The organism is Colwellia sp. Bg11-12, from assembly GCF_014076955.1.
Classification (GTDB): domain Bacteria; phylum Pseudomonadota; class Gammaproteobacteria; order Enterobacterales; family Alteromonadaceae; genus Colwellia_A.
The window spans coordinates 1-16,476 of the sequence record NZ_JACGUZ010000050.1; the positions used below are offsets into that span (position 1 = coordinate 1).

The window sequence follows — 16,476 nt, forward strand, 5'->3', positions numbered from 1 at the left end:
ACCGTTGATGCAGAAGAATCTGAACGTTTAGATATATCACTTGATATTATTGAAGCTGTTTTTAGTGATGATGATTTAGCCGATTGGACTGGCTTTGGTATGGCATTACAAGCTTATCAAAAACGCGCACTTTTTGTGGTGGACTGGTTACGAGACTTAACGCTACGTGCCAACCGAAAAATGATGGTGCGCTTAGTGAAAGGCGCTTATTGGGATACTGAAATTAAAAATGCTCAAAAAGATGGTCTTCAGCATTTTCCTGTATTTACGCGTAAATCTTCTACTGATGTTTCTTACCATGCCTGTGCGAACAAATTATTAGAATATAGAGATACTATTTACCCACAGTTTGCTACGCACAATGCTTACACTGCCGCTACGATTGTTGAGTTGGCCGGTGACGATAAAGAAGGTTTTGAATTTCAGTGTTTACATGGCATGGGAGATTCTTTATATGACCAAATTGTCTCAAGTGAAAACATTCAATGTCGTATCTACGCTCCCGTTGGTCATCATGAAGAGCTATTAGCTTATTTAGTCCGTCGTTTATTAGAAAACGGTGCTAACTCTTCTTTTGTCAATGCTATTGTCGATGAGTCTCAACCAGTGGAATCTTTACTGGGTGACCCCGTTGAAAAAACACAGCGTTTAAAAGATAAATATAACAACCAGATAATTAAACCTATTGCCTTATACCATGATGCAAAAGGTCTGGGTCGTGATAACTCTAAAGGATTAGACTTAACTGACATTGCCGCTATAACGCCATTAAAATCGTCATTAGATAACTGGTTTACCGATCACTTAATTAATATCGAAGATGTGCCAGCAAGTGCTATTGCGGTTAAAAATCCTGCTAATCATAGTGAAATAATTGGTTTTCACCAACATCATACTAAAGATGAAATGTTGGCTATGATCGATACCGCGCAAGCCACCTTCGCTTCATGGTCAAAAACGCCAGTTGCAGAGCGAGCAGCGCTATTGTGCCGTGTTGCCGATATTCTTGAACGCCATATGGACGAGCTCATTGCGTTATGTATTAAAGAAGCCGGTAAAATAGCCCAAGACGGTATTGATGAAGTAAGAGAGGCGGTTGATTTTTGTCGCTATTATGCTAACCAAGCGATTGAACTCGAAGAAGATGAACGCTTAGAAGCTCGTGGTGTAGTGCTCTGTATTAGCCCATGGAATTTCCCATTAGCGATATTTTTAGGGCAAGTTGCTGCGGCAATCGCTACCGGTAATACCGTATTAGCAAAACCTGCTGAACAAACCAGTTTAATTGCCTTGCGCACCATTGAACTGATGGAGTCGGTTGGACTACCTGAAGGTGTTGTTCAAGCGGTTATTGCTCGCGGAAGCGAAGTGGGCAGTGTTATTGTGCCTGACGCTCGTATTCAAACTGTTATGTTTACAGGTTCCACTGAAACCGGCACAATAATTTCACAAACGTTGGCTGATAGAGGTGGCGATCAAGTCCCTTTCATCGCTGAAACGGGTGGACAAAATTGTATGATAGTTGACTCAACTGCCTTGCCTGAGCAAGTTGTTGACGATGTTATTTCTTCAGGATTTCAATCGGCAGGTCAGCGCTGCTCTGCGCTTCGCGTATTATTTTTACAAGAAGACATCGCTGATAACGTTATTAAGATGCTTAAAGGTGCCTTAGCCGAACTACATGTGGGTAACCCAGAATACTTAAGCACTGATATCGGCCCTGTTATTGATGAAAAAGCACTTAGCGCTCTAAATGCGCACAGTGATTATATGAAAACACATGGTCAATTGTTATATCAGTGTGAAATATCTGCTGAGGTAGCGGGTAACGAGCATTTCTTCTTTGCACCGCGCCTTTATGAAATCAAAGATATAAGCGTGTTAGAAAAAGAAGTCTTTGGTCCTTGTGTGCACATTGTACGTTTTAAAGGCAATGAAATAGAAGCGGTTATAGATAAAATTAATGGTACAGGTTTTGGTTTAACTATGGGTATTCATACGCGTATTGAACATCGTGCCTTTGATTTAGCTAAGCTGTCACGCGCAGGTAATGTTTATATCAACCGTAATATGATTGGCGCTATTGTTGGTGTACAACCTTTTGGTGGTCGTGGTCTTTCTGGTACTGGGCCAAAAGCAGGTGGACCCAATTACTTAACACGTTTAGTTATTGAAAAAGCTACACCAGATGCCGAACAATTTAACTTACTACCTTCGCAGGTAGAAGCTTTAGACGGTGATGAAGAATCAGATAAAGCCTCAACCTTGTTTATGGACAAAGCAAATGCAGCAGAAAAAGGCTGGCGCTTAACTGAGTTAAATACCCGTCTTTCTTGTGTTCGTCAGCTGTTAGCTAAAATTGCTCATATCGATATTGTTGATGATTTAGCCGACAATTTAAACCTCACTTTAAAAGGCGCTCGTTCACAATTAATTGATATTGAAAAGCGTTTAAAAAAGCCAACATTCTTACCAGGACCAACGGGTGAGTCTAATGTGTTGTATTTGGAAAACCGCGGTAATATTATCTGTTTTGCCGATGCGACGGTGAGCTTTCACTTCTGGGTACTGTCTATTGTAACGGCGCTGGCTACCGGTAATACCGTTGTTAGTGTTGTTTCTGATTTGTATTATGATGAAGCAATCGCCTTTAGAGACAAGTTCCTCTCAACGGGTGCCGATGAAGGTGTTTTTCAGGTTGCACGTTTACGCCACTTATCAACGATGTTAGCGCACCCTGCCTTGTCAGGTGTTGTGGTCGACAGTCACTGTGATCGTAAGCACTTTATCAGTGAAAAATTAGCTGAACGTCAAGGGGCAATATTGCCCGTGATCAGTTCAGAGTATTTTGATAATTTAATTCAGCGTCTATTAACCGAGAAAACGATTAGTATTGATACCACGGCATCAGGTGGTAATACATCGCTGATGACTTTAGTTGAAGAAGATTAAAAGCTGATGACATAAAAAGCATGACCCATCCTAGTATGGGTCAGTACTAACTAAAAAGGGCATCATAAGATGCCTTTTTTGTTAATATTTTTTTGTATAGCGCTGATCAACGTTGTTTGTATTGTGTTGGGCAGTATCCTCTCGATACGTCAGCACTCCTTAATTTGACATGCTTGGTTGAGCGACCACTCACTCTTGTGCGCCATAACCTAAAGCTTTTTGGCTTTAAGTGACTACGCATAAACTTAATAACATCAGGTTCTTGCAAACTAAACTGATGGTCTATTGCTTCAAATGGCGTTCTATCTTCCCAAGCCATTTCTATAATTCTTGACTCTTCATCCATAGAAAATCGCATAAAAAGATCCTAAATATAATAAATAAACATAACCGTTATACGCGCTACTAATAGATAAAGACCATAGAAGCCTAAATTTTATCTATTTATTGAACGTCTGCCTATTTAGACAGCGCTAGCAATTGAGCCTATAACTTATCTAGATTATTTAATAACTGAGTTGCATGCTCTCTAATTTCAATTTTTTTCGCTAGATCCATTTTATCCCAGTTACGCACAGGAAAACTCATGCGATGATTATTGGCAAATTTATCGTAATTTTGATCAATGAAGTTCCAATATAAACTGTTTAACGGACAAGCATTAGCACCCAGTTTTTCTTTAACATTGTAATGACAGCCCTTACAGTAATCACTCATTTTATTGACGTAATTGCCGCTAGCTGCATAAGGTTTTGTCGCGATCCAACCACCGTCAGCAAAAAGTGCCATGCTGCGGGTATTGGGTAACTCCACCCACTCAATCGCGTCGATGTAAATGCCTAAATACCAATCATCGACTTGTCTAGGCTCTATACCGGCCAATAAAGCAAAGTTGCCAGTGATCATTAACCGTTGAATATGGTGTGCATAGGCGTGTTCAAGTGATTGAGATATTGCGCTTCTTAAGCACTGCATTTTAGTGTTTGCGTTCCAAAAAAAAGCCGGTAAATCACGTTTAGCGTCTAAAAAGTTTTGCTCGGCATAATTTGGCATATTAGCCCAATACATACCTCTGACATATTCTCGCCAACCTAATATTTGCCTAATAAAGCCTTCAATTTGAGGAAGTGTTATTTTACCTGCTGACGATTGGTAAGCAGCAAGTGCCGTTTGAATAACTTCCATTGGATTAAGCATTTTACAGTTCAATGAAAAGCTGAGCCGCGAGTGATATAAACTCCAAGCATAAGGTGAGGCTATCGTCATCGCATCTTGAAAATTACCAAAATTTTCTAACTGGTGTTCACAAAAGAACGTTAACAATTCTAGCGATTGTTGACGATTAATAGGATAAGTAACATGCTCAGATTCACGCCCTATCGTGTCAATCTTATGATGTTTTATCCGTTGTAAATAATCACTTGCTGGGTTGTCAAAGACCAGTGGTTTAGGAATCAGTTTAAGATCGGTTTTTTTAAAGGATTGACGATTATTCGCATCAAAATTCCAGGCATCACCTTCAGGCTTGGCGCCATTCATTAAAATAGCAAAACGCTTGCGCATAAAACGATAAAAATTTTCCATTCTTACGTGGCTAGCCGCTTGAAAATGAATGGGTAATTCATCAAAAGGCAATAAAAAATGTTCACTGTCTGCTTCATAAACAGGTAAGTCTAATTGCTCAGACATTCCGCTTAATTGCGCGCGTAATCTATATTCATCAGGACGCTGAAAAGTAAAGTTTTCACTGGCATAGCTTGAAACTAAGGTTTTTATTAGTTCAGGGAGATCTTGATATTTTTCAGTATCATCTAAGGTTAAGTAACAGACGCGATGCCCTTTATCCTCGAGAGTTTCAGCAAAATTTTTCATGGCAGCAAAAAACGCGGTGATTTTTTTACTATGATGTTTGGTATAAGTGGCTTCTTGATGAAGCTCAGCGATAACATAAACTACATCAGCATCGATATGTTCAAACCAGCTGTGCTTCGGATTAAGCTGGTCGCCTAATATAAGCCTAAGATATTTCGCCTTCATTAATTTACCTTACGTTAAGTTGAACTAGGAGATTAAGTTTTCAATATTCATTTTAGCTTATAATGATTTTTTATTACGTCGGCATCGCTCTGAGCAATACAGCACATTATCCCAACAAGCTTGCCATTTTTTACGCCAAGTAAAATCTTTTTTACAGGTCAGGCAACTTTTCTTGGGTAACATTAATTTTTTATGCATAATTAGTTATTTATAATTGGTTATTCACTTTCTTTAATTTTTAATTGTTGGGGCTTTTTAGTTTTCGTTAATTTTTTATTGCTTCGAACATGTTTGGCTAAAATACGTTGTCCTTCCTTTTTTGTAGTAAAACGATTACGAAATCCCCACAGCAGGTCGCGTGCAATCTTCCCTGTTTCATTGATATCAACCATAGGCGATGGATAATCTTCACCTAATTGACATTGATAAAGCTGCTGTTCCATTGGCGAAAGTGCCCAAGGGGTATGAATCACTTCATTGGGCAATTCAATTAATTCCGGCAACCATTTTCTAAGAAACTCACCGTCGCCGTCTTTCTCTAACGATTGTTTAACAGGATTATAAACCCGAATGATATTCGTACCAGTAACACCTGATTGCATTTGAAATTGTGGATAATGAATACCCGGTTCAAAATCAAGAAATAATTGTGCTAAATGCATAACCCCTAAACGCCAATCTACTAGCAAATGATGGCACAAAAAGCTTACCAGCATTGCCCGCATACGAAAATTTATATAGCCCGTTTGCTCTAAACAGCGCATGCAAGCATCGACTAATGGGTAGCCTGTTTGCGCCATTTTCCATATATTTAATCGTTCATCAACACTCAGTCCACAGTGAATATCAGGATACATTAAGTCATTATAGGCTTTGTTGACGGGTCGCCATTGCATTTGGTGTTCACTTTCAAATTTTTGAATAAAATGACAATGCCAATGTAACCGAGAAGCCAACGCATCTATTGGACGTTTCCAACCCCGCTCTGATCTTGTTATCAAAATAGTTTGATAGAACGCTCTTAAACTTATATTTCCCCAGGCTAAGTAAGGTGACAATCGAGAACAACTTTTACGACTTGCTTGTGGCTTAGATATATCAAAGTGATAGCCTTTACCACGACCCTTTAGGAATGATTGCAGTGTTCTTTGTGCCCATATTTCACCCCCCTTAAGCATAAATTCGTTGGGAATTGACCACGCTATAGGTAAAATAGACGCTGGCAATTTATCTATATATTCAGCGCTAACAAGTGCGGTACAAGATAGCTCAGGCTCAATTAAAGGCGATTTCATAACGTTGCGCCAGTGCTTATCCCAGTCAATTCTATTTTTCTTGCCTCGAGTTACCGCACCAAAATCACTTTCATGCCAGACTATATCTTGTGCTTGGCACCATTTTTCAACAGATTTATCACGCTGATACGTTGACAATAAACCGACTTCTTGATGACTAAATAATTTGTCTATTTTAAAAGTGTTATTAATTTCATTAAGACCCGCTATTGCATCACCCAAATACACATACACACGCGAATTAAAAGCGGCTAACTGCGCATTAAGATCTTCAATTGATTGGGTTACAAAGCGCCAATGTCGCTCGTCATAATGTGGATCATTAATCAATAAAGGCTCAAAGACATAATAAAGCAAGGTTGTTCCTGATTTAATCGCTTGCGCTAAAGGCTCATGGTCAATCAGTCTCAAATCACGCTTAAGCCAAACAATATTCACGCGAGTCTTTACCTCAACTTCTTCAATAATATTGTCAGACATTCTGACTTGTCGTTTGCACAGGCCAGTCTGAAGCATCAACAGAATCTAGTGGCTGATTCAATTGAGTCATTTGATTACTTTGCCCTGCCCACTTAGCTTGGTAAAGACCTTCAGGGTCATAAATTACGCATTGCTTTTCAAGATTAAAATGTCTGCCGCCTCGAGGATCGACACCTACACCTGCAATATATTGCCAATTCCCCCAATTAACCGCAGCATCGTAATCAATTAACTGTTCTTCAAACCAAGCAGCGCCATAGCGCCAATCAACACTTAACTCATTAACCAAACAGCTAGCGACAATTTGCCGAGCTCGGTTACTTAAATAACCCGTTTGTTTTAATTCATTCATACAGGCGTTTACTAGCGGATAAGGTGTATTACCTGAACACCATTTATTAAACCGTTCAGGATAAAATGTGGTCAAAGGTAAGTGTTCAGCAAGCCCTTTAAATTTATAGGTTTTCACCCCAATTTTAAAATGTAACCATTGAAAGTACTCACGCCAAAGTAATTCGAGATATAGACATTCAGTTGAGCTATTTTTACCACGTTGCTCTTCATATTCGATAATCGAACTCATCACTTGTCGAGCAGAAATACAGCCATAATTTAACCAAGCAGATAATTTACTGCTATTTTTCCAGCCATCTAAATTATTTCTAACCTCTTTGTAATTTGAGGGCAGAGTTGACGAAAAATAGCGCCTGAGATGTGCTAAACCATTTTGTTCACCGCCATCGAAATTATAACCACGCTTAGCTCTTTGATAAGGGGTGTTAGGTAACCATTGCGGCCTAAAAATGGTGGGTGATGGCATATTTGCAAACATACTCGGCAAAGATTGAATCGTTGGAACAACTTCTGAAATAGTGACATCAGCCATAACTTTTCTAAACTTAGAGTAACTTGCCGGTAGCTGGTCAAGTTCAAAAGGAAGTGCTCGGTGTGGAAATAAAGTGAATTGATCAACTTGATTAATTTCTACTTCAGGCAAATGCTTAGCCAGTGTATTAATCAAACTATTTTCGTAAGTCCCCGGGACACGAGTAGTAATAACATCGGTAATTTGATATTTTTCACACAGCGCGGTTAAGCTCGACAGTGTATCGCCGTAAACAATGTAAAGTTGCTGTCCTAACGTTAATAAACTCTGATTAAAATCACTTAAACAGCTTTGTAAAAAATGCCATCGTTTATCACCCAAAGGTTTTGATTGATAGTTATTAGGCTCGAACCATCTTTTGTCTACGACATATACACAAAGTAATTGTTCACTTTTTCTGGCTAAGTTGAGTGCAATATTGTCATTAAGACGAAGATCATTGGTCACCCAGTATAGAGAACGTTTCATAGATATAATTCAGATGGTTAAAAAAATTATATACGAATAAACTCAGCGATTAGATCAACACTGTTGAGTGATTATAGGCGGGGCTATATGATGAAGTGAGGCACTTTATCGCCCACTCAATTATAAAAAGAAGAGATTGTAGACAATAATAGTATAGTCGGTTAGTTGAGGCTAACGTTAAGTGGATAAGAATTATTAACGCGTTTAATAAATAAAAAAACCTCTGCACTGCTGCAGAGGTTATTCAATCAATTAAGCATCTTGAACAGGTTCATCCCAAGAAAGATGATGTTCACTTAACACAACCAAGTTTTCACTATTGATCAAGCGTTGTGAAGCACTATATCCGAGGATATTTTCAACCGTTTCATTTGGACGGCTTGAAATAATTGCTGTTTCATCTGATGAGAAATTACATAAACCACGTGCTATTTCTTCGCCTTTTTCATCATAGACGTGAAGCACATCTGCGCGTTCAAAGGTGCCATGTATTGAAACAACATCATGACAGGTAAATCCTTCGTCACCACCAAACAAGGCATCAGCTACTTCTTGTTTTATCACTAAACTGCCGGCCATTTGCAATCGGTCTGTTAACCAGATATTCCAGGCTGATGAAGGTGATGAGTGAGCAATACACTTAGTGTGTCTGCGTTCACCGCGCAATATTCCGGTAACAGGAGCTTCCATAGTCCCTCTCGAAATTATAGTAGTACAACCAGCATTTTGCGCCATATTAGCGGCTTGTAACTTAGTCAGCATACCACCGGTACCTAAAGAACTGGTACCGCTTGCCGCTTCCATATAACTACTAACATCTTCGATAGACTCAACGAAAACCGCGCCTTCTTCTGAAGGGTCTCGGTCATACACGCCATCGATACAGGTAAGAATAAACAAATATTCTGCGCCAATCATCTGAGCAACTTTAGCAGCAAGTCTGTCATTATCACCCACACGAATTTCTTCCGTGGTCACTGTGTCGTTTTCATTGACGATAGGCATTACGCCTTGTTTTATCAAACGATGAACAGTGTTTTTGATATTTAAAAAACGACGTCTGTTTTCTAAATCATCTAGGGTAACTAAAACCTGAGCGATATCAAAACCATACTCAAGGGCAATTTGCTTGTAAGCATGCATTAATATCGGTTGTCCACAAGCAGCTGCGGCTTGCTTATCTTGGACACTGGCGTTTTCAATAGTGCAGCCAACCGTGTTTAGACCTAATGCTACCGAGCCAGAAGATGTTAGTACAACTTCGTAGCCTTGTTCTCGTAACAAAGATATGTCACTTAGAAGACCATGCATAAAAGCAAAACTAGGCGTTAAATTTTTAACATTTGCTAAGAGACTCGAACCCACTTTAATAACGATACGTGGCTTGCTTCGAGAAGATTTATCAGTTTTTTGTTGTTCAAATGAGGGCAAAATTACTCCGTGCTCTGATTAATTAAATTAAATAGCGGCTTGAATCGTTTACAAAATTGATTCAACAAATTGCAGCTATTTCCGTGATATTTTATTGTCGTATTAGAGTTATGCTTACTACTTATAAAGTCAGTTTTACTTGCGAAGGTCGCATTAAAAGTAGTAGATAAAAAATTACTGAAACGTCGGTTAAAAACGTTAGAATTTGACGGCAATCGACAAATGAGTGCAGATATCATATACTAAAAAACATATTTTTTCAATTGAACTCAAGATCACCTCTTTGAAAAATATCGTTAAGGACTTTTAAAAGTTCATACTGAACACCTGCAAAACGATCTGCATTTCATTCAATGTAAGCTAAAAAAATCAGGAGTTTCATGTCATTACTTATGATTGGTTGTGGTAAAATGGGCGGTTCATTATTGACTCGTTGGGCAACCTCTACAAATCACACTATCACTATTATTAATCCTTCATTAGTTAAAGCACCTCAAGGTGTTATCGTCAAGCAAGCGATTGACGAGTTATCTGACCAGCGTTTCGACATTATCGTTATTGCGATAAAACCGCAGCTTATTGAACAAGTATTACCCTTGTATCGTCGACACCTTGCTGATTCAGGTTGCATTATTTCGATTGCGGCGGGTTATTCAGTAGCTTCAATAGAAAAACTGATTGGTGAGCAGGCCGTTGTGCGAGTGATGCCAAACCTACCCGCTCAAATTGGCCGAGGCGTTAGTGGACTTTACGCAAACTCACGTTGCAGTGATGTTCAAATTGACAACGCTGTTGCGTTAACAGATGCGGTAGGATATACCCATTTAGCCGCCACCGAGGACGAGCTAGACCGAGTAACTGCAGTTGCAGGAAGTGGGCCTGGTTATGCATTTGAAATAGCACGCTGCTGGATAGAGTCGGCAATAAAACTTGGCTTTTCTCCCCAAACTGCTAGAGAGTTGGTGTTAAACACACTCGGTGGTTCAATGGAGTTGGCTTTAACCAGTAAAGAAGATATCGAAAATTTACGTAATTCAGTGACCAGTAAAAATGGTACGACAGCTGCTGGGTTAAATGCGCTTATGCAAGATAAAAAATTAGAATCTTTGTTTGAGTCAACCGTTTCATCGGCTTATCAACGAGCAGTAGCCTTGCGCTAATTTTTACCTCGTCAGCAATGACGTGCTCGAACATTTATTGATGAATATTACAGCTATAAATTCTTTAAACTGAACTTTTACTATTGCTTTTGATATTAATATCAGCGATAAAAATAAAAGTCATATCATTCAATCAAGTTAGTTGAATTTGATCAAACAGTTTAGTGTTAAATGAACAAGTAAAAGGAAGACATTAATGTCAAATACCCCTAAGAATATTTCTATCGAAACAATGATCACAACCCTTGGTAAACAAGCAAAAGCTGCTGCAAAAGTGCTTGCTTGTGCAACGACTGAACAAAAAAACAAAGCATTAACGATTGCCGCAAATGCGTTACGAGAAAATATGGATGCATTACTTAAAGCTAACGCGCTGGATGTTTCAAGCGTCAAAAAAGCTGGCAAAGCCGACTCATTTGTAGACCGACTAGAGCTTAACCCAGAAAGAGTTGAAGGTATGGCTGTCGCGTTAGAAGACATTGCCAAATTAGCCGATCCTGTGGGTCGAGTATTAGCCGAATTTGATCGTCCAAATGGTCTTAAAATAACTCGTGTGGCAACACCTATTGGCGTTATTGGAATGATTTATGAATCACGTCCTAATGTTGGCGCAGATGCTGGCGCGTTATGTCTTAAATCAGGTAACACAGTAATTTTACGTGGTGGCTCTGAAAGCCTAAATTCAACGCGTATTATTGTTGAATGTATGGCAACAGGTTTACGTGCAGCTGGCTTACCGGCTAACTGTATACAATTGGTTGACACCGATGATCGTTCTGCCGTTACCGCTTTACTGCGCTGTGCTGATTATGTTGATTTAGTTATTCCTCGAGGTGGTCGTGGTTTAGTTGAGCTGGTAAGAAACGAGGCTCAAGTACCAACATTGTTGCATTTAGATGGCAATAACCATATTTATGTAGATAAAGATGCCGACTTGGCAAAAGCGTTAAGCATTATTAAAAATGCTAAATTACGTAGAACCGGTGTCTGTGGCGCTACTGAAAGTTTAGTTATAGACCAAGCAATAGCGACAGAATTTTTACCACAACTCGTTGATACATTAGAGGGGTGTGAAATTCGTGGCGATGTTGCCGCTCAAGCCTGTGATCCCCGTATTAATGCAGCGACTGATGTAGATTGGGATACTGAATACCTTGATGCCATTATATCGGTTAAAATAGTACAGAGCCTAGATGAAGCACTTGATTTTATTGAAGAGCATTCATCTAAACATACCGATGCTATTATCACCGAAAATGACGATACTGCGGAAATTTTTATGCGTTCTGTTGATTCTGCAGTAGTAATGCATAACGCTTCAACTCAGTTTGCTGATGGTGGCGAATTTGGTATGGGCGCTGAAATTGGTATTGCTACCGGTAAAGTTCATGCACGTGGACCGGTTGGTTTAGAGCAACTAACCATCTTTAAATATCGTGTCGCGGGTCAAGGGCAAACGCGTCCTTAAGCGTTTTAAATCTAACTATTTAATTAATAAAAGCATGATTTAAAGTATACACAACATCTACCGCTCATTAATGCCGCTGTAGATGTTGTGTTGGCCGACCACTCTAAGCCAAAGTTAGAAAAGCAAGGTATCTGCTTTTAATCACCCACTATAAATGCCAATTAGAGTTCCTATTAATTTTCAACCACCGATTTTATTACCTGAATATTTAATCGCTTAGCAATACGATTTAAGTTTGCTCTGTCGGTCGATAAGTTTCTTGCCGCAGCTGCCCAGTTGCCACCTTCTTGTGTTAATATTTTTCTAATAAGCTGACGTTGAAAATGCTCTGTTTCTTCGCGGAGGTTGATATTAGTGGTTACTTTATTTTCCTGAACAGGTTCATTTATTGGCGAAGATTTTTCGTTTAAAGTATTCGAGAGTGAACCACAATCATTGCGGTCTATCGCAATAATCGCTTTATGCTTTTGCCGTGCTCTTGCTTTTAATGCGGCTCTACTGATGACATGCTCTAATTCGCGAACATTTCCGGGCCAGCTATATTGTTCTAAATGAGAAATGGCATCTGCTGTTATTTTTAGTTGTGTTATCCCTAACTTTTGTTTTGTTTGTTCAACAAAGTAACCACTGAGTAGTTGTACATCTCCTACTCGTTCTTGTAATTGAGGTACTCTGATCGGATAAACGCTTAATCTATGATATAAATCTGCTCTAAAGCGTCCAGCTTTAACTTCTTCTTTTAAATCTCTATTGGTAGCAACAATGATGCGAACATTAACTTCTTCAACATTATCTTGCCCTACAGGTTGAATTTCATTGCTTTGTATTGCACGCAAAATTTTACTTTGTGCGGCAATAGGCAGTTCGCCTATTTCATCTAAAAACAAGGTGCCACCATTAGCTAAAGAAAACTTACCAGCACGGTTTTTTTCTGCTCCCGTAAAAGCCCCTTTAACATGGCCAAAAAGTTCACTTTCTATCAAGTTCTCCGGTAAAGCCGCACAGTTAACATAAACCATAGGCCCATGTTTTCGTAACGACTTATGATGAAGCGTACGAGCAACCAACTCTTTACCCACACCTGTTTCACCATAGACCAAAATATTAAAGTCTGACGGTGCAACAATATCTATTTCTTGTTTAAGCTGCTGCATGATCTGACTTTCACCGATCAATTCGCCGCCATCGCGTTTCCATGCTTCTTCGGTTAGCTCGGTGACTACCCGTTTAGAATGATCTGCTTGATTTTCTAATTGTTCAATCAAAAAAGCCGTATTGAGTGTTGCTGATGCCATTGCGGAGATGACCGCTAAAGTACGTTTGGGAATATCTTCAAAAATATGCGGCGTTAAACTGTCTATAGTTAATAAACCTAATAATTTATCATCATAATAAAGGGGTAAGCCCATGCAGGAATGTACGGGTAAATCTCCTGTACGGTCAACTAACAAACCATCATAGGGATCAGGTAATGGAGAGTCTGCCGCAAATCGAATCGGCGATTTGGATTGACACAAAGCCATAAATCTTGGATGTTCAGCAACACGAAACCGCCTCCCTAAAGTATCTCTGCTTAGCCCCTGTAATGCGATAGGTTTAAGAATATCGCCATGATAAGACAACAAGGCAACTGCATCACAAACAATGGTTTTTCTTACGGTATCTAATAGTCGGTCAAATCTATCTTTTGTATTTAGGCTACCTGCTAGGTTAAGTGCTAATTCGATAATTGCACTTGATGATATTTGGCTCATATTTATCTCCTTTTCAACTAGCACAATAACACTAACGTGTCATTAAGACTACAGAAAGAAAGAGTCATATAGACCTAAATATAGGAGTAATAAACCCTAAAACATTGATTAATAATCATTAAATTTATTGGCATTGAGTTTGCAATTTAATAACTACGCAAATATGGAGTCATGTATGTATTCACAATTTACTATCGCTGATCAATTACCCTTAATACCGAATGCGTTGAATTTTCAAAAGTGCCTCATTTTAGGAAATTATCTGATGATATTTTCTTTTCTTGTGGTTACATCAAGTATTTTTATCACTTTTGCTTTTGATGAACTATTCGCCATGTCAGTGCAAATATCTGCACATATCGCCACAATTGTTTTTGCTGGCCTATTAAAAATTGGTTATGTACTGCGCTGTGTTGCTTTGCATGGCTTTGGTAAAAGGAATTTTTAAAATGCTTGTTATTCAAGACCCAGAATTAATGCAATTAATGCAATTAATGCATGAACAAAAATCACTTAGTTGGCATAAACAGCTAAACCAACCGCCTATTTTTGAATTGCCCTTTAAAAGTTACTTTTTATTCTTGATTTTCGCGATAGTTATTGGGCAGATTATTTAAATGATTAATTCATCTTTATAAAAAGAGGCTAGCACAAAATTCACCTGCACATAAAGATCAAAGGCACTTTTCCTTTGACTTTCCATACGATTCAATTGAGTTTTAATTAGGAATAATAATGTTAACTGAACAACATATACCGATAATAAAAAGCACTATCCCGCTGTTAGAAAATGCCGGCCCCGCCTTAACTAAATACTTTTATCAACGCATGTTTTTACATGCACCTGAGTTACAAAATATTTTCAATATGTCTAATCAAGCGAACGGCAAGCAACAAGTTGCGCTTTTTGAAGCGATAGCGGCCTATGCAAAAAATATTGAGAATGTCGCTGTATTACAAAGCGCGGTAGAAAGAATTGCTCAAAAGCATACCAGTTTAAATATTCAACCTGAACATTATCAAGTGGTGGGTCATCATTTGATAGAAACGCTTCGCGAACTGACTGGAGATGCTTTTAGTATTGATGTGGAGGAAGCTTGGACTGCAGCTTACCAATTTTTAGCGCAAATTTTTATCGATAGAGAAGCTGAACTTTATCAGCAAAGAGCGGCTAGCATCGGCGGTTGGCGAGATGCTAGAGCATTTAAAGTTATTGATAAAATTGTCGAATCTGATCTGGTAAAAAGTTTCATTTTTTCTCCCGTAGACCAACAAGGTGTTATTAGTTTTTCTCCGGGTCAATACTTAGGTATTGAAGTAACCCCTAACAAAGGTGAATATAAAGAAATTCGCCAATATTCATTATCAGCTCAGCCCAATGGAGAAACTTATCGTATTTCAGTTAAACGAGAGGCCACCGTTGTTCCTGGTAAAGTGTCTAATTACTTACATGACGATATCAATATTGGTGATGAAGTTAATTTATACGCGCCAGCAGGTGATTTTTTCTTTGTTAACCGTAAAAATCCAGTGGTATTAATTTCTGCGGGTGTAGGTATTACCCCAATGCAAGCCATGTTAGAAACGTTAGCTGAGCAAAACTATGAACAAACTGTACATTATTTACATGCTTGTGAAAGTAGCGGACAACATTCTTTTGCACCACGTACCACAGAAATAATAAAGAAGAATGACTGGCAGCAGCATATTTGGTATCAAACTAAAGAACAAGAACAGCCACATGTTTCTCAGGGTGTTATGGATTTCAACGAGCTGGCTTTACCAATACATAAAGGTGATTTTTATCTATGTGGGCCTACTAGGTTCATGCAATTTGCAAAGCAACAATTGCTCGCATTAGGTGTAACAGAAACTCGTATTCATTACGAAGTATTTGGTCCACACCAGTCATTGTAAATAAGCTAGATTTCAGGCTTGTCGAAACTTGACCGTTCTTGCGGCATTTAATATTTAGTGAAATTTGAATTTGCGTTTGATAGAAGAAGTGTTAATAGAAATATATTTTATTTTAATTTTTTAAAAGACCGCTTGATTATTTATTAGATAATCAAGCGGTTATTAGAATAGTTGAGTTGACCGTATAAGCCGGGTTTTGTATCTCTTTCGAAAAAGAGTGACAATCATTCGTCTAGGCCTTAAATCGCTCTAAGGCTCAAGCAACCTACCCGGTTTCCACGCGAGCCGCGCTTATATTATTCAAACTTGCGCCTAAATAATCATGAAACCCTATTTGGTCTTGCTCCGGGTGGAGTTTACCCTGCAATTACTGTTACCAGCAATCCGGTGCGCTCTTACCGCACCCTTTCAGCCTTACCTGTGAAGTTCCTAAGAACAACCATCGGCGGTCTTCTCTCTGCTGCACTTGTCGTCGGCTCACGCCGCCCAGGCGTTACCTGGCACCCTGCTCATTGGAGCCCGGACTTTCCTCCCCCCTATCTGTATATCTTCAGTTTGCACCTCTGATACTTTGATAAAGCAGCGATTGTCTGGTCAACTCGCCGCGCATTTTACCTGAATTTTTACC

Annotated in this window: 13 protein-coding genes and 1 other RNA gene; 6 read left to right on the forward strand and 8 right to left on the reverse strand. The window is 39.0% G+C overall.

What is annotated here, in order from left to right:
• The coding region (putA, locus tag H4J39_RS01885) for a bifunctional proline dehydrogenase/L-glutamate gamma-semialdehyde dehydrogenase PutA (RefSeq protein WP_182225739.1) at positions 1 to 2,952 on the forward strand (2,952 nt) is incomplete at its 5' end.
• Positions 2,953 to 3,058: 106 nt separating this feature from the next.
• On the opposite strand, the gene H4J39_RS01890 is transcribed toward putA, so the two are convergent.
• The 6 genes from H4J39_RS01890 to proB form a co-directional block, all read right to left on the reverse strand.
• Entirely contained in the window at positions 3,059 to 3,310 is a 252-nt protein-coding gene (locus tag H4J39_RS01890; RefSeq protein WP_182225740.1) for a TIGR03643 family protein, read from the reverse strand.
• Positions 3,311 to 3,438: 128 nt separating this feature from the next.
• Positions 3,439 to 4,989, reverse strand: a complete 1,551-nt coding sequence (locus tag H4J39_RS01895) for a cryptochrome/photolyase family protein (protein WP_182225741.1) — start codon at positions 4,987 to 4,989, stop codon at positions 3,439 to 3,441.
• A gap of 57 nt (positions 4,990 to 5,046) precedes the next feature.
• Positions 5,047 to 5,187 carry a DUF2256 domain-containing protein gene (locus H4J39_RS01900; protein WP_182225742.1) on the reverse strand — a complete coding sequence of 47 codons (141 nt, stop codon included), beginning with the start codon at positions 5,185 to 5,187 and terminating at the stop codon, positions 5,047 to 5,049.
• Between the two features lie 20 nt (positions 5,188 to 5,207).
• A complete protein-coding gene (locus H4J39_RS01905) occupies positions 5,208 to 6,764 on the reverse strand; it encodes a cryptochrome/deoxyribodipyrimidine photo-lyase family protein (protein WP_182225743.1) in 1,557 nt (518 codons plus the stop codon).
• Positions 6,757 to 8,118, reverse strand: coding sequence for a DASH family cryptochrome (locus H4J39_RS01910; protein ID WP_182225744.1), 1,362 nt, complete (start codon positions 8,116 to 8,118; stop codon positions 6,757 to 6,759). The genes H4J39_RS01905 and H4J39_RS01910 overlap by 8 nt, the downstream gene beginning before the upstream one ends.
• Positions 8,119 to 8,370: 252 nt before the next feature.
• Positions 8,371 to 9,549: a glutamate 5-kinase gene (proB, locus tag H4J39_RS01915; protein ID WP_182225745.1), complete on the reverse strand. Its 1,179-nt coding sequence runs from the start codon at positions 9,547 to 9,549 to the stop codon at positions 8,371 to 8,373.
• 380 nt (positions 9,550 to 9,929) lie between these two features.
• Here proB and H4J39_RS01920 point away from each other — a divergent pair, with 380 nt between their 5' ends.
• The gene (locus H4J39_RS01920) at positions 9,930 to 10,709 is read left to right on the forward strand and encodes a pyrroline-5-carboxylate reductase (protein ID WP_182225746.1); all 780 of its coding nucleotides are present in this window, start codon (positions 9,930 to 9,932) and stop codon (positions 10,707 to 10,709) included.
• A gap of 196 nt (positions 10,710 to 10,905) precedes the next feature.
• Positions 10,906 to 12,177 (forward strand): glutamate-5-semialdehyde dehydrogenase, encoded by a 1,272-nt coding sequence (locus tag H4J39_RS01925; protein WP_182225747.1) that lies wholly within the window; start codon positions 10,906 to 10,908, stop codon positions 12,175 to 12,177.
• A 173-nt stretch (positions 12,178 to 12,350) separates the two neighbouring features.
• On the opposite strand, the gene norR is transcribed toward H4J39_RS01925, so the two are convergent.
• Positions 12,351 to 13,931, reverse strand: coding sequence for a nitric oxide reductase transcriptional regulator NorR (gene norR, locus H4J39_RS01930; RefSeq protein ID WP_182225748.1), 1,581 nt, complete (start codon positions 13,929 to 13,931; stop codon positions 12,351 to 12,353).
• A 175-nt stretch (positions 13,932 to 14,106) separates the two neighbouring features.
• Here norR and H4J39_RS01935 point away from each other — a divergent pair, with 175 nt between their 5' ends.
• From H4J39_RS01935 to hmpA, 3 genes are all read left to right on the forward strand, one after another.
• Positions 14,107 to 14,379, forward strand: a complete 273-nt coding sequence (locus tag H4J39_RS01935; RefSeq protein ID WP_182225749.1) for a hypothetical protein — start codon at positions 14,107 to 14,109, stop codon at positions 14,377 to 14,379.
• A gap of 1 nt (position 14,380) precedes the next feature.
• A complete protein-coding gene (locus H4J39_RS01940; protein WP_182225750.1) occupies positions 14,381 to 14,548 on the forward strand; it encodes a hypothetical protein in 168 nt (55 codons plus the stop codon).
• A 118-nt stretch (positions 14,549 to 14,666) separates the two neighbouring features.
• Positions 14,667 to 15,848, forward strand: coding sequence for an NO-inducible flavohemoprotein (hmpA, locus tag H4J39_RS01945; RefSeq protein WP_182225751.1), 1,182 nt, complete (start codon positions 14,667 to 14,669; stop codon positions 15,846 to 15,848).
• A gap of 168 nt (positions 15,849 to 16,016) precedes the next feature.
• Here hmpA and rnpB read toward each other — a convergent pair.
• An RNA gene (gene rnpB / locus H4J39_RS01950) (RNase P RNA component class A) lies at positions 16,017 to 16,450 on the reverse strand.
• Between the last annotated feature and the right edge of the window lie 26 nt (positions 16,451 to 16,476).